Raw genomic sequence first — 16,674 nt, 5'->3', positions numbered from 1 at the left:
TAGTGGAGAGCAACTATGACTGAGCATCACAAACAACTGGAAGTTATTAAAGATTTTTATTTTGTGATGCAGCCAGTTGTTAAAATTTCTGATAAACAAAAAGATAAGATTGCGTTTTACGAAATATTATTACGTTCTAAGAAAACAAGGCAATTTCCTGGAGAAATATTTTTCGACTTAATCAAAAGTCAATCAGGAAATCAAATTGTGCTTTCTTTTTTTGAAAAACAATTAAAGGAAATATTACAAGAAAATCCTTGTACTAAATTTTCAATTAATTTTGAAATAATACAATTTAAATCACCACAAACACATGAATTCTTCGAAAGAATGCATACTTGGGCACCCAATATTATTGTTGAACTGACAGAAAGATCCTATGCAACTAATGGCAGCAATTATTTACTGGATGCTGTCAAGAAAATCAAAAAAATGGGCTATAGAATTTTTGTTGATGATATTGGTACAGGTCGGAATACCTTGTCACACGTACAGGACAATGTCAATTTAGTTGATGGTATTAAGTTTGCTTGGCCACATTTTAAAGAGGATTCTTGCCAAATTAGTATTTCATTTTTGAAAGAATGGGATAATTTAGCCAAAAAAAATAATTTGGCCTTTGTTTTCGAAGGTGTTGAAAATGTTGATACTCAAATATTACTACAAAAAATGGGTATCATTTATCAGCAAGGTTGGTTTTTTGGTAAACCTAGAGAGGATATGATCGAGGCACAAAAATGTTAACCTATTTGTTTAGTTATCTATTGTTGATGTTGGTTATAATGAATTTAGCTATTTCTACGTTAATTAGTATGCAATTTTTAATGTATAGCAATTCCGGTAGTCGTTATGAACAATGGATAAAACCAATAATATATGTTGCTATGCTTTATACATCAATGTCAGTTTCTTATCATTTTATTGGTGTTGTAGCACATGAATATTTACTCGCACTTTTAATTTTTTACTTGGTTGATAAAAAGCAAGCCATTCTTTTGGTTATTATCACACCCTTTGTAAGAATGCTATACATGCTATTTGTGGATGGTCACTTAACAACTGTTAATGTTTTGGCTTCACTAGTAGTAGCTGGAATGGCTATATTTTATATGAAAGTATTTGATAAATATGTTTCTAATCAAACACTCTCAATGATTCTTTCTGAAATATTTATTGTGGCCACTAGTCTTTTTTTTGCTCCCTTCATTCCCCATGTTGTGATATATAGTATCTTCAATCAACCAACGAATTGGATAATTCGTGCCACTGTAGCTATTATCACGATTTTAATAACTCGAAAAGTGTATTTTCAAGTTACTAATTTGCAAAATAAGAATATTCAACTGCAGAAAGAAGTTATTTTCGATAAATTAACAGGTTTTTTTAATTATAAAAAATTTGAACAAGATATCTTGTTAGGTCCTGACAAACAGACAAATACTGGTATTGCAGTTATTGATCTGGATTATTTTAAAAATGTTAATGATACCTACGGACATGAAGCTGGAAATAAAGTTTTACAGGAATTTTCTTTATTTTTGAGAGAGCGCCTAGCCTACAAACTAAATTCAAAAGATTTAGGAATTTATCGCTATGGCGGTGAGGAATTCGTTTGGATGTTTGATCCCAATAATTTTTCTGATATCGGAAAGTTCTTAAAAAGTATGCAACTTGAGCTGAGTAAACTGCCTCTAGGAGATCAAAATCACTTGATGAGTTTCTCGGCTGGTGTAAGTTTTTCAAAAAATTATAAGTTTAATTTAAAGATGACTTTTGATATTGCTGACGACCTAGTTTATCAGTCTAAGAAGACAGGAAGAGGCAAGATAGTTATTGAAGGATAAAATGATATGAGAATGCATATTTTATTATATAAAAATAAGTATTGACATATATAATAATTGATGTAAAATGAAAATAACTTAATAATAAATTTAGCTGAAGTTGAAAAAGTAGTTAATTACCGTGTTGTACAGGAAGTGCTCAAGCTAACGCATTGAGATGAGCGCCAGCATAATTAATGAAAACACACCAACGAGCTGAATGGTTAAAAAGCCATTCCGGAAATTCCCGATACCGAATAAGCCTGCGTTAGTAGGTTATTGAGCTTTTTTACGTAAGTAAAATTGAAATCAAGGTGGGAACACGTGAAGACGTCCTTGCAAACTAAAATATTAGTTTGTGAGGACGTCTTTTTATTATATGGCATCTAGGAGATGAACATGAACGATAAAGTATTAGCGGCCGGTTCGCGAGACGAATTTGGTGAAAAATTACAACAAAAACAGAAAATTTCACAGATGATAACTACAATCTTAAATGATGCTGATTTTACACCGATTAATACACCATTAATCGAGCGCGAGAGTACATTTGATAAATATCAAAACAAGAATGTTTTTCGTTTGTTTGATCAGGTTGGAGAAAATTTAGTTTTACGTCCAGATCTGACCTTGCCGATTGCGCGTTTTTTATCAGCCAATCGACAACAAAATAGTATGTCTAGACTTTATTATATAGGGGATGTCTTTAGGCGAACCGACAGCTTGTCGGGTGATTACAATCAAGAAACGCAGGCCGGCATTGAGCTGATTGGTGATCAAAGTTTTGAAGCGGAAATTCAAGCACTAGACACGATGCTTAAATTTGCGCAAGAGTTTGGGATTGTGGATGTACAAGTGGTTTTGAGTGATGCCCGTTTTATTGATGTGGTTTTAGAAAATTTGCAATTAGATCAAGACTTGCGGCAACGTATGAAGCAAGCTATTGAGCAAAAAAATGTATCGGTCTTTGAGGAACTTCGGGCCACTATTCCTGATTTCCCGGAAGGGTTGGCTGGCTGGCCTTTAGCATTTGGTGAAGATGGCGAAACAGTGATGTGGCAACTGCAAGAAATACCGGCAGTTAATGATATTATCAATGATTGGTTGAAATTAGCAGAATATACGCACAAACATTATCCAGCAGTTGCAGTTACGGTTGATTTGGCAGCGGCTTCACCGCAACCATATTATACGGGCACAATTATACGTGGTTTTGTTCCAAGTTTAGGTCGATATTTATTTAGCGGCGGTCGTTATGATCGTTTGTTAGAAAACTTCCAGAATAAATCATTACCGGCGGTTGGTATGGGATTAAATATTGAAACAATTTTAGCTGACTGGCGACGTAAGCCTGAGGAAATGAAACCACAAGAATCTATTGTGATGGTACTTGGCAAGGGACGTGTTGAAAAAGATGCACGACCATTATTGAAAGCGGCTGGTATTGATACTTCGTTATTAGAAAATCCAGCACGTAAATTAATATTTGATAGTACTGACGGAAAATATCGCTTTATTTTGGTAAAACCGAGTGATGTCGTTAAATATCTTGATCGTGGCATTGGTGATGTTGGTATTGTTGGCTCTGACACGATAGCTGAGCAGGTACAAAATCATTACGATGTGCTTAATTTGCAGACAGGCAAAGCAGAATTCGTTGTCGCTGCGCCAGAAGGTTTTAATCTTGATACGCCAACGCGAAAGCGAATTGCCACGAAATATCCCAAAATTGCGACCGAGTACTTTAGTAATCGTGGGGAAGATGTCGAATTAATTAAGTTAGAAGGTTCTGTTGAACTTGGACCACTCACTGGTCTATCGGATGCTATCATTGATATCACACAAACAGGAAATACACTGCGCGAAAATCATCTGCAGGTTTATGATGCGGTTGGCCCAGTAGCTACCCACATGCTCGTTCGTGCTGGCGCCTTACTGCGTTTTCAATTAGGGCTTAGGAAAGTAATCAATAACCTTGTTAATATTTTGAAAGAAGAAGAACAATGAATATTATTAAAAATGAATCACTGGAAGCAATTAAAGCTCGTATTCGTCAGCAAACAGAGAAGACGGTTGATCCGCAAGTAGAGGCTCGTGTAACTGATATTATTAAAAATGTTCGCGCAAACGGCGATGAAGCTTTGAAAGAATATGGAGAAAAATTTGATGGTGTCACTTTAGATAACTTAAAGGTGACCGATAGTCAGATTGAAGAAGCCTTTAATCAGGTTAATCCAGCCGTCATTAAAGCACTAGAAAAAGCTGCAGATAACATTCGAAGCTTTCACAAATTAGAGATTGGTGAATCCTTTGAAGATAATCCCAGTAATGGTGTGATTCGTGGAACAAAGGTGACACCACTATCAGCTGTTGGCATTTACGTACCCGGAGGTACTGCAGCTTATCCTTCGTCTGTTTTGATGAATGCTATTCCTGCTAAAATTGCTGGTGTTGAAAATATTATTATGGTTACACCACCGCAAAAAAATGGTTTAAACCAAGCTGTCTTAGCTGCTGCTAAAATAGCAGGGGTGGATCGCATTTATCAAGTTGGAGGGGCTCAAGCAATTGCCGCTTTAGCATATGGAACTGAATCTATTCCACAGGTAGATAAAATTACTGGACCGGGTAATGCCTATGTAGCGACGGCTAAGCGTGACGTATATGGTCAAGTAGATATTGATATGATTGCAGGACCATCAGAAATCGGGATTTTAGCTGATGATTCAGCAAGTGCGAAGGATGTAGCAGCAGACTTACTCTCACAAGCAGAACACGACGTTAATGCACGTGCAATTTTGATCACTAATTCTGAAAAATTAGCAACAGCAGTTTCAAAGGAGGTCGAAGACCAACTTAAAGTCTTGCCTCGTGAAGCTATTGCGCGTCAAGCAATTGAAAACAATGGTTTCATATATTTGGTTGATACGATTGATTTAATGATTGATCTGATGAACGCTGTAGCACCTGAACACTTGGAAATACAATTAGAAAATGCGTATAATTATATTTCTAAAATTAAAAATGCTGGGTCAGTGTTCTTAGGGAAGTATGCTTCTGAACCACTTGGTGATTATTTAGCCGGTCCAAACCACATTTTGCCAACAGGTGGTACAGCACGATTTAGTTCACCGCTAGGTGTTTGGGATTTCCAAAAGCGTATTCAGTATTTACAATATTCTGCTGAAGCATTATTGGCTGATTCGGCTGACGTCACAGTATTAGCACGTGAAGAAGGATTAGAAGCGCACGCCCGAGCAATTGAAAGTCGAGAAAAATAATATGTCCAGAACTGCAACAATAAAGAGAGATACTTTTGAAACACAAATTGAATTGACTTTAAATCTTGATGAACAAACACCGATTAAAGTTGACACCGGCATTGGTTATATCGATCATATGTTAACTTTGTTTGCTAAACATGGCCGCTTTGGTTTACAAGTTGATGTGAAGGGTGACTTACAAGTTGATAGTCATCATACGACTGAAGATATTGGTATTGTGCTAGGAGAAGCATTTACCCAAGCTTTGGGTGATAAAGTTGGTATTGAACGTTATGGTGCCCAATTTGTCCCTATGGACGAAACACTAACCCGCGCGGTGATTGATTTATCGGGGCGTTCCTACCTAGTTTTGCATGCCGAACTTACTGCACCAACATTGGGCACTTTTGAGACAGAGGTTGTCGAAGATTTTTGGCAAGGCTTTGCTGATCAAGCAAGAGCCAATGTTCATATTGAAGTCCTATATGGTCGAAATACACATCATAAAATTGAAAGTATGTTCAAAGCTGTTGGTCGTGCAATGCGCCAAGCAATTACTATCAATCCGGAAATTAAAGGGGTTAATTCCACCAAGGGGCGAATTTAAAATATTAGATGATTTTGTGAAGTTAAATCGTATAATACAAAGGAGAAATATATGGCGATTATTATCGTAGACTATGGCGCGGGTAATATTAGAAATGTCATGAAAGCAATTGAATATACAGGATTAAACGCCAAAGTTTCTCAAGATCCTGCCGAGATTGCTGCCGCTGATGGTCTGGTAGTGCCAGGAGTTGGCGCTTTTGCCTCAGCAATGGATAAACTTCGAGAACGTAATTTGGTTGAACCAATAAAACAGTTTTCAAATAGCGGTAAACCATTGTTGGGTGTTTGCTTAGGGATGCAGTTACTTTTTGATTCATCAACTGAATTTGGTGAAACGACAGGTCTTGGGCTAATTCCCGGGCAAGTGGTTGAATTACCTAAACAAGAGAATTATAAAGTACCGCAGATGGGCTGGAATCAGAACAAAGTGAGCCAAATCAACCAAATCACTCGAACAATGAATGATAAATATACTTACTTTGTACATAGCTATTATGCGGTAACGGATTCAAAATATATTGCGGCAACTGTTAATTATGGACAAGTTGATGTACCAAGTGTTGTGGTTAACAAAAATGTGATTGGTGCCCAATTCCATCCAGAAAAATCTGGACAAGATGGATTAGAGATTTGGCAAAACTTTAAGGAAATGGTAGACAACGTATGATTTTTCCAGCAATTGATTTATTAAATGGTCAATCAGTTCGCCTTTATCAAGGGGATTATGAAAAAGAAACCACAATTAACCCAGATCCATTGAAACAGGCAAAACAAATTGAAAGCGCAGGTTTAAAGCATTTACACCTGGTTGATTTAGATGGTGCCAAGGAAGGAAAACCAGTTAATCTAAATGTTATTCAATCTTTGCGAGAACAAACAAACTTGTTTATTGAACTTGGTGGCGGTATCCGGACTCTTGAACAGGTTAACCAATACTTAAATATAGGCATTAATCGTGTGATTATTGGATCAGCAGCTTTGACTCATCCGGAACTTGTGCGAACAGCGGTTGCAAAGTATGGCTCCGATAAAATTGTTGTTGGTGTTGACGGCCGTGATGAAAAAGTTGCCACACAAGGTTGGCTTGAAAATTCTGATACGAGTTTTGACGATATTGTTGAAGCTATGTTATCAGTAGGTGTTTCGAATTTTGTTGTCACCGATATCGCTAGAGATGGGACCCTATCAGGTCCTAACATTGAGTTATTATCACGTTTACAAAATAAATTTCCTAAAAGCAATATTATAGCTAGTGGGGTATTGCCAATATTAAAAACGTTACAGATTTACAAGCAAGCGGTATTCACGATATTATTGTTGGCCGAGCACTTTATGATGGAGATGTGACACTAGCTCAATTAAAGGAGGTGGATGGATGACTTTAGCCAAACGAATTGTTCCAGCATTAGACATTAAGAATGGTAGAGTAGTTAAAGGGGTTAATTTTGTCAATTTACGTGAAGTAGGTGATCCCGTTGAATCAGCGAAAGCCTATCAGGCTGCTGGCGCTGATGAGCTAGTGTTTTTAGACATTACAGCAACTTTGGAAGAGCGGGATACCATCATGTCAGTCGTTGATGCTGTTTCCAGGGAAGTATTCATCCCCTTGACCGTTGGCGGCGGTATTCGAACGACAGAAGACATGGGTCGTTTAATTAAAGCGGGAGCTGATAAAATATTTGTTAACTCTGAAGCAGTAAAGAACCCAGCGCTAATTACGGACGGGGCTAAAATATTTGGCTCGCAAGCTATCGTCGGCGCAATTGATGCTAAATGGGATGAGTCGGCTGGTATTTATCGGGTCTACGTTTCTGGCGGATCTAAGCCTACAAGTCTTGATGCTATTGAATGGGCCTCTGAATTAGTCGCTCGTGGGGCTGGCGAATTGCTAGTAACAAGTATGGATGCCGATGGAACAAAAAAAGGGTACGATATTCAACTCTATGATCAACTAGCAGATGCTGTGAATGTACCAGTAGTAGCCTCGGGTGGTGCTGGTTCAACACAAGATTTCGTTAATTTATTTGAGAAAACTAAAATTGACGCAGCACTAGCTGCTTCAGTATTTCATTTTGGTGAAATTAAAATACCAAATTTGAAGCGAACATTGAAAGATGACGGTGTGGAGATACGCATATGATTGGAACTGAACCAGATTTCAACAAGCAAAGTCAAAATGGTTTGATCCCTGCTGTCATTGTCGACACGGAAACAAAGGCATTTTTGATGCTAGGCTATATGAACAAAGAAAGTTATTCATTAACCAAAAGTACTGGGCAAACTTGGTTTTGGTCTCGTGAACGACAAGAATTGTGGCATAAAGGGGAGACTTCGGGTAACATACAACAGGTCGTTAGCATGACATTAGATTGTGATTTAGATACTCTGCTAATTCATGTGAATCCTGCAGGGCCAGCCTGTCATACTAATGCTTACTCATGTTTTTTTAACACGATAAAAGGTGAAGGTTTAGCAGATGCTAATCAAGCAACCATTGCAAATAAATGGACTGATGGTTATTTTCCAAAAGAGTAAATACCACACTAAAAGGAGAAATGATGCCACAACAAACAATTGAAGAACTTTATGAACAAGCACTTGAGCGCAAACAAAATCCCCAAACAGGATCCTATACTGATTATCTATATCAAAAAGGATTAGATAAAATTCTAAAAAAAGTGGGAGAAGAAAGCACGGAAGTAATTCTCGGCGCCAAAAATAATAATGAAGAGCTAATTTATGAAACTTCAGATTTATTGTTTCATTTAATGGTCTTATTAGTTGAAAAGGGTGTCAGTTTAGATGATATTAAAGATGAATTAGGGTCACGCTTAGGAAAAAAATCATTATTGCATGAACGCGCTGATTGGCGAGGAGATAAGAAAAATGAAAAAGACAGTTAAAGCTTTAGCAGCTTATCAAGCAGAATTACCAGTAGAAACTGTAAAAGCAAAGTATGGATTGCAACATTTAGCCCGCTTATCAGCCAATGAATCTGTGTATGGTCCATCACCCAAAGTTGCTCAAGCTGTACGTGCTGTTTCCGATGATATTTTAGGTTATTATCCAGATGGGCAAGCGACAGAACTACGTGAAGCGGTAGCTGAGTTAAATCATGTTGACCCACAACATTTGGTGTTTGGTGCTGGCGCAGATGAATTGATTGAGCTGTTGACTCGTGTTGTGTTGGAACCAGGATCAAATATTATTATTCCCAATCCGACATTTGGTGAATATGCGATGCATGCACAAATCGAACAGTCTACAACAAAAAAAATACCCGTTAATGTTGATAACGGGCATGTTGATTTTGATGCGATTTTAGATGCTATTGATGATAAAACTGCTATGGTATGGATAGCTAACCCCAACAATCCAACAGGGGTATTCGAAACAACCAGCTCCATTAAGCGCTTTTTGGACAAGCTGCCAGCAAATATTACGTTAGTAGTGGACGAAGCCTACTATGATTTTGTAGATGAACCTGATGCTACCGTGGCACCTTTGGTAGCTGAGTACACAAACTTGGTTGTGCTACGTACCTTATCAAAGGCATACGGTCTAGCTAATTTACGTGTTGGATATGGCATCATGCAAGATACCCTTTATAGTGCGATGCAAGCAGTTCGTTTACCCTATAATTTATCAACCTATCAGATTGCTGGTGGCACGGCTGCTGTATTAGATCAAGAGTACTTGCAGAAAAATGTCCAACGTTTTCAAGTAGAGCGCCAAAAGTTCCAAGATTTTTTGACTAAAAATAAGTTTAAGTTTTATGAATCACAGGCTAATTTTATTTGGATAAAGGTTGGCGAAACGAAAAAAGTTGGTCAAAAATTATTAGAACAAGGTTTCCAAGTCAACGATCGACTTAATCCTGAGTGGATTCGTATTGCGTTAGGTACACCAGAAGACAATGCTGAATTAAAATTAGCTTTTTTGAAAGCTACAAACAAATAAATTCACGGATACACAAAAATGTTGCGTCATTAAATAACGACGCAACATTTTTGTGTTATTAAATTTCACTTCTTTACATCAATAGCCTTACAAAGTGTTTGCCTGATTTAATACATCTTTGAAGCGCCAGTCTTCTTGGTGGTAGGCTTGTTCCCAGAACTGCCATTCTAATTCACAACTTTTAAGAAAAAAATGTGTGGCCTGTTGGCGTTGTTGAGTTGTTGCATTTTCTGCCAAGCGATCTATCCATTCAAAGATTTTGTCAGATAGTGAAACTTCCGAATCATCATCTGTATTATCATAAAAATCAATCCAGCTTTTGAATGGGTTATCATTTGTGTTTGCTTTCTCCTGAACTTGTTTTTTTGCAATTTCATTATAGGTCCAAGGGCACGCCTGAAAAGCAGCTAGAATATTTAATAAGGAGCCGGTGTCAGCCGCACGATACATATGTGATTCGTATAGATATGCTTTAGGTGTTGGCGTGGCGTGTTGCAATGTTTCATATTCAACGCCGGCAACGTCACAAAAAACATGATGGGGATGAATTTCGCTATTTAAAATGAAATCAATTGAATCAGCAAAAAATTTCATTTCATTACGATCAGTTAATTTTGTAATGGCATTGGCATAAATTTTGATAAATTCACTAAGATATTGGAAATCTTGTTCAACGTAAAAAATCAAAGCTTCTCGGGGAACGTAAGCGTCCGCAATGCCACGAACAAATGCGTGATCATGAATGGCTGTCATAATTGGTGCAGCTTGGGTGCGCAATTCTTCTGAAAACATAATTTCTCCTAAAATCTTTACATATCCAACAAAAAAACTCTCTCTTGACTAGGCAAAAAAGAGTATCTTTTGTAAAAAGAATACCACTTTCCTACGCTAGCATTGACTAGATCAGGTTCGAAGGGATTGATAAATAATATCATCTCAGCCAAGAAGGCACCCCTAGTGGACAGCATATATATTTTTTAATGAGATTAGCATAGCATTGAAAAATTAAAATTGCAAATGGTTTTATGGTGTAGCTAATGGGCTAGAAAATTTCTTTGCATTTAAAATTAGAATAGGTTATACTAATTCACGAAGTTAATATTTTATCTGGGGTACCGTAAGGTTGAGATAATACCCATTGAACCTGTCAGGTTAATACCTGCGAAGGAAGAATAAGTTAGATTAAGATGTCTTTTTGATGCCATCAATCACTAAATTCTTTTGTGGTTGGTGGCTTTTTGTATGGACACTTATACTATAAAAGGTATTTTATCGAAACATACAACCTCGAAACAAGAGGAGAGATGTTTATGGAACAAGTAGAAACAGTAACAGCGGGATCAAAAGGGAAATGGTCTTTGCGAGAAGTCATTTTAATGGCGTTGATTGGTATTGCCTTTGGTGTGATTTATTTTATTATGGATCCAGTGTACACAGCACTTGATGCAGTCTTAGTTCCGCTTGGGTTACACCAATACACCATTGCAATCACTATTGGGCCATGGATGATGGCAGCCCCATTGGCTAGTTATTTATTGAAACGTGTTGGTGCGGGATTAATAGGTGAATTGCTTGGCGCCACTGGAGAAGCCTTGTTGGGCGGCTATTGGGGTGTTGCAACACTAATTTCTGGATTTATTCAAGGTATCGGATCAGAGCTTGGTTTTACTTTGACAGGATATAAAAGCTGGAAAATGGGTTTGATTTTGTCAACATTTACTGGAACATGCGTGACATTCATCTGGTCATTGTTCCACGATGGATATCTACAATTTGATTTTGGTATGCTAGTTGGGTTGTTTATTGTTCGCTGGATTTCAATTGCATTTTTTGCCGGTCTATTAGTTTACTGGATTGTCAACTTGCTAGAGAAGTCTAAATTATTAAAAACAAACCGATAAGGTCAATAAAAGTATGACGGAATTAAAGGCCAATCATTTGGATATTAAATTTGACGATGAAATTATCTTAGAAGATATTTCACTGGAGATTAGACCAGAACAATTTATATTATTAGTTGGTTCATCTGGATGTGGCAAATCAACTTTGATGACTGCCTTAGCTGGGTTATATCCTAAATATGGCGGCGAATTGTCACAGGAAGTGTCTTTGAACCATCAATCAATTGCTCAAATCAAAGCGAACCATCGCGCTAAAAAAGTTGCCATGCTATTTCAGCATCCAGATCAACAATTTGCCATGGATCGCGTAGAAGATGAATTAATTTTTTCATTAGAAAATTTATCTTTAACTACCGAGGAAATTGATAAGAGAATTAATTCTGCTTTATCAGAGGTAGGAATTGAATCACTGCGACACCGAGAACTTTCATACTTGTCAGGTGGAGAATTGCAAAAGGTTGCTTTAGCTGAAACATTAGCGATGGGTGCAGAAATTATTTTATTGGATGAACCTTTTGCGGCCGTTGATCCAGAGCATCGACATGAGTTACAAGTATTGTTAAAAAAATTAGTTGATCAAGGACATGGTATTTTAGTTTCAGATCATGACACAAGTGGATACGAAAATCTGATAACAGATTTATATCGTATTGAAAATCGACATATAGCATGTATTGATTCTACAGCTTGGTCTCCTTTTTTTAAACAAGATGTAAATGATAGTATTGTTACTAATGATGAATTTAATGAGTCTGTGTTTAGCATGGCACATGTGACGGTAAACAACGGTAAACAATCCATATTGAAGAATAGCAGTTTTGAGTGGGCAAAAGATAAAATCACCTTAATTACTGGACCCAATGGTATTGGAAAATCAAGCTTACTGCTTACTTTTGCAAGATTACACGATTATGAGGGCTCGTTGTTGTATCAAAGGAAGCTACTCGATAAACTTCGTAAAAAAATATATGCTAGGAAAGTTGGTTTAGTATTTCAAAATGCAGCTGACCAATTTTTAAACATTACCGTTTCTGAAGAAGTTGAGCAGGCTAGAGCCCATAGCCATCACGCTGATTATTGGACAACTGAGAAGGTTGACCAGTGCATGCAAAAGTTAAATTTAATAGGTCTTGAAAAGCATAGTGTTTACGAATTATCAGGTGGCCAACAAAAAAAGCTACAAATACTGATTATGTTAATTATTGCACCCGACACCTTGCTGTTAGATGAGCCATTATCTGGATTGGATACGAATTCTATTCAACATGTCATGCAAATCATTAAACAGTCGTCAAATGACCTTGAACAAAGTATTATCATGATTTCACACCAAACACACGGCATTATTCAATATATTGATTATCATGTTCGCTTTGATCAAAATGGTTTGAAATATGAAAGTGTAGTTAATTCATGAATGAAACACAAAAATTACTATTAGTATTGCTTATTTCGATAGAAATTGCGTTCACAAAATCAGTTTATCTCAATCTGTTTTTAATTGTTGTTAGTATTTTGATTTTAATAGTGACTAAAAGCCATTTGAAAACTTTTGCTCGGTTATTGATTGTATCAATTTTGCCGGCATTCGGATCATTCACATCATTTTATTTTTTTGGTACAGGAGACGAATCACAACGATTACATTTTGCACTAGTAATGACCACACGTGTAGGTGCCTATGTATTCATGGGCGCGGCATTTATGTCGACTATGGTTTTGTACGAATTATTACGTTCTCTTGAACAAAATGTCAAAATGTCCGCAACCTTTGTATATGGCATTCTGGGTGCATTGAGTTTTATTCCCAAAATTATAAATTCAGTTAAAACGATTCGGGCAGTGGGGCTGATGCGAGGTGAGGTCTTGAGTTTTTGGTCGCCTAAACTTTATTTTAAAGCCATTAGTCAAGCATTAATATGGTCAAATAATTTAGCGATGGCTATGACCTCTCATGGTTTTGAAGAAGGTGAAAGCCGTAGCTACCACCGATTATTTCCAACAAAAGTTTCTGGGTGGTTAATCATTGGCGTCGTTATGCTACTCATTCAGTACTGTTTATTTGTTATTAAGCTTTGGTAAACAAATGTGTTAGACTATGATTATGAAATTAAAACAAGCAGATTTACTTTTTGTAAAAAATGGACATAGCGATCTGGATGAGGGTATTGCAGAATCAACGGGAAATTTTGTTCATGTTGCGATATTAGCCGACGAAGAAAATGTCATTCATGCAACAGCTGATTCAGGCGTTTGTTTACAATCGCTTCAGCTTTTTTTAGAGAAAAATAAAAGTGCTGATGTTTACCGCACAAATGTTAAAAATACGAAGCGAATTATTTTTAACGCTAAAACGCATTTGGGTAAACCCTATAACTTTTCTTTTCAGCCAGGTACGAACAGCTTCTATTGTTCACAGTTTGTAGTGACAGCCTTTGAAGACTTTGTCAAATTTAGTGAACAACCAATGTTTTTTGGAGACAGACGAAAACAAATTTCTGACTTTTGGGCTGCTTACTATAAGGAACTAAACGAGCCGGTGCCAGTTAATGTTTTGGGAACAAATCCTAATGACATGTCTCACGATCCGCAGTTACAGTATGTTGGAAAAATTGACTTATAATTTAAATTAGTAAATACTAAAAAAGCCACAATATATAATGATATTGTGGCTTTTTTAAGTGTTTATAGGGGAACATAACAATCAAATTTTAGAGTTAATAGAACCAAGTGTCATAAATAGTGATTGGTTCGTGACGCTTTTGTTGCGTTGTCAGATACATCTCTTCTATTCGTTCGGCATCGGTGCTTGTAACATCTTTGCCTTCCAAATAATCGTCAATGACATCGTATCTAACACCCAGAGCAACTTCATCAGGCAGCTGTGGGCGTTCATCCTCAAGATCTGCAGTAGGTACTTTGTCGTATAGATGCTTTGGGGCGTGTAATGCTTCGAGAAGCTGCCTTCCTTGTCGTTTATTTAGACGCCACAAAGGGTTAATGTCTGTGCCGCCGTCACCATACTTGGTGAAGAAACCAGCTACGGCTTCAGCCGCATGATCAGTTCCGATAACGGCACTATTATGCTCGCGAGCAACAGCATACTGGGCAATCATACGTACTTTTGGTTTAATTGAACCGCGACTCATGTCATCAACGGTTAATCCACCAAGACGCAGTGAACCTACCAGAGCATCAGTTGCATCTTTGATATTTGTTGTTACTGTTAAATCAGGTTGGATAAAATTGAGTGCATCTTGGGCATCGTTTTCATCTTGTTGTTCACCGTATGGCTGCCTAATCGCAACAAATTCGAACTTTTGATTCGTTTCTGCTCGTAGTTCAGCAATAGCAAGTTGGCCAATTTTACCAGCAAGTGTGGAGTCTTGACCACCACTTACTGCAATAGCTAAACCGGTGTAAGCACTGTGAGTGAGATATTGTTTCAGAAAATTCACAGAGCGCTTGATTTCAATGTTTGGGTCAATAACGGGCTGAACGTGCAGATCAGCAATTATTTTAGATTGTAAAGGTCTCATTTGGTCATCTCCTGTATATTGTTTCGAATGTCATGAATTAAATTCATTTTAGCATCATATAGCTTTTGAGATAAGTCAACAGGATAGGTTTCAGGATTCAGTATACGTTTGTATTCATCCCATAGATCGTTTAACGAATGTTTGGCATAGCTTTTAATTGTAGTAATATCAGGCAAATCATAAATTAGGTCACCCTCAACAAAAATATCATGTAGCATCGGTTGTGCATCGAAATTTTTAATGTTCTTAGAAATAACAGGATGATTGGGATCAAACATGTGCAAAGTTTCCAATTGGCTAGGATTTTCATCATCGAAAGTCAAATAATCACCTTCAGATTTGCCATCTTTACTATCTGTTATTCGCCAAACTTGCTTTTTTCCAGGGGTTGAGATTTTTTCAACGTTGTTTGACAATTTAATTGTGTCATCGCCGTCGATACTAACCATCTTGTATACCGCACCTAAGGCAGGTTGATCATATGCTGTGATTAATTTTGTGCCAATTCCCCAGACATCAATTTTTGCACCCTGAATTTTAAGATTTAAAATGGTGTTTTCGTCTAAATCATTTGATGCATAAATTTTGGCATTCGTGAATCCTGCTTCATCTAACATGATACGAACTTTTTTAGAAAGGTATGCCATGTCACCTGAATCAATTCGAACCCCTTGAAAATTAATCTTATCTCCAAACTCACGGGCTACTTTGATAGCGTTTGGAACACCAGATTTTAGTGTGTCAAATGTATCTACTAGAAAAACAACATTTTTATGTGTTGCTGCGTAGGCATGAAAAGCATCATAATCGTTGTGGTAAGCTTGAACAAGCGCATGAGCATGTGTGCCAGAAATAGGAATATTGAATAGTTTTCCTGCACGAACATTAGATGTAGCATCAAAGCCACCAATAAAAGCAGCACGGGTACCCCAAAGCGCAGCGTCCAATTCCTGAGCACGACGTGTACCAAACTCTAATAGGGGGTCACCATTTGTTACACTAGCAATACGAGCCGCTTTAGTAGCAATCAATGTCTGAAAGTTGATAATATTGAGCAGTAAAGTTTCCAATAATTGAGCATCGACCAGAGGTCCTTCAACTTGCAAAAGCGGTTCATTGTTGAACATCACTTCACCCTCATAAGCCGAACGTATTGTTGCAGTCAAATGCCAGTTTTTAAGGTACGTTAAAAATTCAGTGTCGTATAGGTCTAATGATTGTAAATAATCAATATCGTCATCAGTAAATTTCAGTTGATTTAATATTTTGACAATTCGTTCTAAACCACTGAAAATAACATAGCCATTATTGAAAGGCATTTTACGGAAATAAGCCTCAAAAACAACGGGTTTTTGATCAATACCTTGTTTCCAGTAAGTATAAATCATATTAATTTGGTACGCATCCGTATGGAGCACCAGTGAGTCATCAGAATACATGTTCAAGTCCTTTCCTTCCATTATAACAATATTTTTTAGTTGTTACTTAAATTAATAAGTATTAATTATATGTCAATTTGATTGTAGTTAGATACTCAAATATTTAATTCTTGTAATAATTTTACGAGATGATTAAATTT

General features: G+C 37.0%; 17 protein-coding genes, 1 pseudogene and 2 riboswitches. Of the genes and pseudogenes, 15 read left to right on the top strand and 3 right to left on the bottom strand.

Features of this window, described 5'->3' with window-relative positions; all coding sequences use genetic code 11:
• Window positions 1-15: 15 nt before the first annotated feature.
• From HFP47_RS06355 to hisC, 11 genes and pseudogenes are all read left to right on the top strand, one after another.
• Complete coding sequence (locus HFP47_RS06355) at window positions 16-744, top strand: EAL domain-containing protein (protein ID WP_042252612.1); 729 nt, start codon at window positions 16-18, stop codon at window positions 742-744.
• Window positions 738-1,844 carry a GGDEF domain-containing protein gene (locus HFP47_RS06350; protein ID WP_042252609.1) on the top strand — a complete coding sequence of 369 codons (1,107 nt, stop codon included), beginning with the start codon at window positions 738-740 and terminating at the stop codon, window positions 1,842-1,844. Before HFP47_RS06355 ends, HFP47_RS06350 begins: the two co-directional genes overlap by 7 nt.
• Window positions 1,845-2,222: 378 nt before the next feature.
• On the top strand, window positions 2,223-3,830 hold the full coding sequence (gene hisG / locus HFP47_RS06345) for an ATP phosphoribosyltransferase (protein ID WP_179876227.1): 1,608 nt from the start codon (window positions 2,223-2,225) through the stop codon (window positions 3,828-3,830).
• Window positions 3,827-5,104, top strand: a complete 1,278-nt coding sequence (gene hisD / locus HFP47_RS06340; RefSeq protein WP_179876226.1) for a histidinol dehydrogenase — start codon at window positions 3,827-3,829, stop codon at window positions 5,102-5,104. The genes hisG and hisD overlap by 4 nt, the downstream gene beginning before the upstream one ends.
• Before the next feature lies 1 nt (window position 5,105).
• Complete coding sequence (gene hisB, locus HFP47_RS06335; protein WP_042252602.1) at window positions 5,106-5,693, top strand: imidazoleglycerol-phosphate dehydratase HisB; 588 nt, start codon at window positions 5,106-5,108, stop codon at window positions 5,691-5,693.
• Between the two features lie 51 nt (window positions 5,694-5,744).
• Entirely contained in the window at window positions 5,745-6,362 is a 618-nt protein-coding gene (hisH, locus tag HFP47_RS06330; protein ID WP_042252599.1) for an imidazole glycerol phosphate synthase subunit HisH, read from the top strand.
• Window positions 6,359-7,074 (top strand): annotated as a pseudogene (gene hisA / locus HFP47_RS06325) (1-(5-phosphoribosyl)-5-[(5-phosphoribosylamino)methylideneamino]imidazole-4-carboxamide isomerase). The gene hisH and the pseudogene hisA overlap by 4 nt, the downstream one beginning before the upstream one ends.
• Window positions 7,071-7,835: an imidazole glycerol phosphate synthase subunit HisF gene (gene hisF / locus HFP47_RS06320; RefSeq protein ID WP_025268352.1), complete on the top strand. Its 765-nt coding sequence runs from the start codon at window positions 7,071-7,073 to the stop codon at window positions 7,833-7,835. Before hisA ends, hisF begins: the two are co-directional and overlap by 4 nt.
• Window positions 7,832-8,230, top strand: a complete 399-nt coding sequence (gene hisI / locus HFP47_RS06315; protein ID WP_014325020.1) for a phosphoribosyl-AMP cyclohydrolase — start codon at window positions 7,832-7,834, stop codon at window positions 8,228-8,230. The genes hisF and hisI overlap by 4 nt, the downstream gene beginning before the upstream one ends.
• Window positions 8,231-8,253: 23 nt before the next feature.
• Complete coding sequence (hisE, locus tag HFP47_RS06310) at window positions 8,254-8,598, top strand: phosphoribosyl-ATP diphosphatase (protein ID WP_011680214.1); 345 nt, start codon at window positions 8,254-8,256, stop codon at window positions 8,596-8,598.
• Window positions 8,582-9,655 carry a histidinol-phosphate transaminase gene (gene hisC, locus HFP47_RS06305; RefSeq protein ID WP_179876225.1) on the top strand — a complete coding sequence of 358 codons (1,074 nt, stop codon included), beginning with the start codon at window positions 8,582-8,584 and terminating at the stop codon, window positions 9,653-9,655. Before hisE ends, hisC begins: the two co-directional genes overlap by 17 nt.
• 87 nt (window positions 9,656-9,742) lie before the next feature.
• Here hisC and tenA read toward each other — a convergent pair whose 3' ends face one another.
• Window positions 9,743-10,447 (bottom strand): thiaminase II, encoded by a 705-nt coding sequence (gene tenA / locus HFP47_RS06300; RefSeq protein WP_179876224.1) that lies wholly within the window; start codon window positions 10,445-10,447, stop codon window positions 9,743-9,745.
• 71 nt (window positions 10,448-10,518) lie between these two features.
• Window positions 10,519-10,621, bottom strand: a riboswitch (TPP riboswitch).
• Window positions 10,622-10,753: 132 nt separating this feature from the next.
• Window positions 10,754-10,842: riboswitch (TPP riboswitch) on the top strand.
• A 123-nt stretch (window positions 10,843-10,965) separates the two neighbouring features.
• Here tenA and HFP47_RS06295 point away from each other — a divergent pair.
• The 4 genes from HFP47_RS06295 to HFP47_RS06280 are packed head-to-tail and all read left to right on the top strand — an operon-like array spanning window position 10,966 to window position 14,179.
• Window positions 10,966-11,556 (top strand): ECF transporter S component, encoded by a 591-nt coding sequence (locus HFP47_RS06295; protein ID WP_025268349.1) that lies wholly within the window; start codon window positions 10,966-10,968, stop codon window positions 11,554-11,556.
• A 13-nt stretch (window positions 11,557-11,569) separates the two neighbouring features.
• The gene (locus HFP47_RS06290; RefSeq protein ID WP_042252585.1) at window positions 11,570-12,973 is read left to right on the top strand and encodes an ATP-binding cassette domain-containing protein; all 1,404 of its coding nucleotides are present in this window, start codon (window positions 11,570-11,572) and stop codon (window positions 12,971-12,973) included.
• Entirely contained in the window at window positions 12,970-13,638 is a 669-nt protein-coding gene (locus tag HFP47_RS06285; RefSeq protein WP_042252582.1) for an energy-coupling factor transporter transmembrane protein EcfT, read from the top strand. The genes HFP47_RS06290 and HFP47_RS06285 overlap by 4 nt, the downstream gene beginning before the upstream one ends.
• Before the next feature lie 16 nt (window positions 13,639-13,654).
• Window positions 13,655-14,179 carry a YiiX/YebB-like N1pC/P60 family cysteine hydrolase gene (locus HFP47_RS06280; RefSeq protein ID WP_179876223.1) on the top strand — a complete coding sequence of 175 codons (525 nt, stop codon included), beginning with the start codon at window positions 13,655-13,657 and terminating at the stop codon, window positions 14,177-14,179.
• Between the two features lie 94 nt (window positions 14,180-14,273).
• Here HFP47_RS06280 and nadE read toward each other — a convergent pair whose 3' ends face one another.
• Window positions 14,274-15,095, bottom strand: a complete 822-nt coding sequence (nadE, locus tag HFP47_RS06275) for an ammonia-dependent NAD(+) synthetase (RefSeq protein WP_042252578.1) — start codon at window positions 15,093-15,095, stop codon at window positions 14,274-14,276.
• Window positions 15,092-16,534, bottom strand: a complete 1,443-nt coding sequence (locus tag HFP47_RS06270) for a nicotinate phosphoribosyltransferase (RefSeq protein WP_011680206.1) — start codon at window positions 16,532-16,534, stop codon at window positions 15,092-15,094. Before HFP47_RS06270 ends, nadE begins: the two co-directional genes overlap by 4 nt.
• Window positions 16,535-16,674: the final 140 nt, after the last annotated feature.

Origin of the sequence: Leuconostoc sp. DB-1, from assembly GCF_013414845.1 — a bacterium.
GTDB lineage: Bacteria > Bacillota > Bacilli > Lactobacillales > Lactobacillaceae > Leuconostoc > Leuconostoc mesenteroides.
Note: the sequence above shows the minus strand (reverse complement) of the source record. Positions and strands in the feature narration are given on the sequence as shown.

What these genes read in the sequence shown, in the direction of transcription:
- HFP47_RS06355 (WP_042252612.1), top strand. Translation starts at nt 16, where the DNA reads ATGACTGAGCATCACAAACAACTGGAAGTTATTAAAGATTTTTATTTT.
- HFP47_RS06350 (WP_042252609.1), top strand. Translation starts at nt 738, where the DNA reads ATGTTAACCTATTTGTTTAGTTATCTATTGTTGATGTTGGTTATAATG.
- hisG (WP_179876227.1), top strand. Translation starts at nt 2,223, where the DNA reads ATGAACGATAAAGTATTAGCGGCCGGTTCGCGAGACGAATTTGGTGAA.
- hisD (WP_179876226.1), top strand. Translation starts at nt 3,827, where the DNA reads ATGAATATTATTAAAAATGAATCACTGGAAGCAATTAAAGCTCGTATT.
- hisB (WP_042252602.1), top strand. Translation starts at nt 5,106, where the DNA reads ATGTCCAGAACTGCAACAATAAAGAGAGATACTTTTGAAACACAAATT.
- hisH (WP_042252599.1), top strand. Translation starts at nt 5,745, where the DNA reads ATGGCGATTATTATCGTAGACTATGGCGCGGGTAATATTAGAAATGTC.
- hisF (WP_025268352.1), top strand. Translation starts at nt 7,071, where the DNA reads ATGACTTTAGCCAAACGAATTGTTCCAGCATTAGACATTAAGAATGGT.
- hisI (WP_014325020.1), top strand. Translation starts at nt 7,832, where the DNA reads ATGATTGGAACTGAACCAGATTTCAACAAGCAAAGTCAAAATGGTTTG.
- hisE (WP_011680214.1), top strand. Translation starts at nt 8,254, where the DNA reads ATGCCACAACAAACAATTGAAGAACTTTATGAACAAGCACTTGAGCGC.
- hisC (WP_179876225.1), top strand. Translation starts at nt 8,582, where the DNA reads ATGAAAAAGACAGTTAAAGCTTTAGCAGCTTATCAAGCAGAATTACCA.
- tenA (WP_179876224.1), bottom strand. Translation starts at nt 10,447, where the DNA reads ATGTTTTCAGAAGAATTGCGCACCCAAGCTGCACCAATTATGACAGCC.
- HFP47_RS06295 (WP_025268349.1), top strand. Translation starts at nt 10,966, where the DNA reads ATGGAACAAGTAGAAACAGTAACAGCGGGATCAAAAGGGAAATGGTCT.
- HFP47_RS06290 (WP_042252585.1), top strand. Translation starts at nt 11,570, where the DNA reads ATGACGGAATTAAAGGCCAATCATTTGGATATTAAATTTGACGATGAA.
- HFP47_RS06285 (WP_042252582.1), top strand. Translation starts at nt 12,970, where the DNA reads ATGAATGAAACACAAAAATTACTATTAGTATTGCTTATTTCGATAGAA.
- HFP47_RS06280 (WP_179876223.1), top strand. Translation starts at nt 13,655, where the DNA reads ATGATTATGAAATTAAAACAAGCAGATTTACTTTTTGTAAAAAATGGA.
- nadE (WP_042252578.1), bottom strand. Translation starts at nt 15,095, where the DNA reads ATGAGACCTTTACAATCTAAAATAATTGCTGATCTGCACGTTCAGCCC.
- HFP47_RS06270 (WP_011680206.1), bottom strand. Translation starts at nt 16,534, where the DNA reads ATGTATTCTGATGACTCACTGGTGCTCCATACGGATGCGTACCAAATT.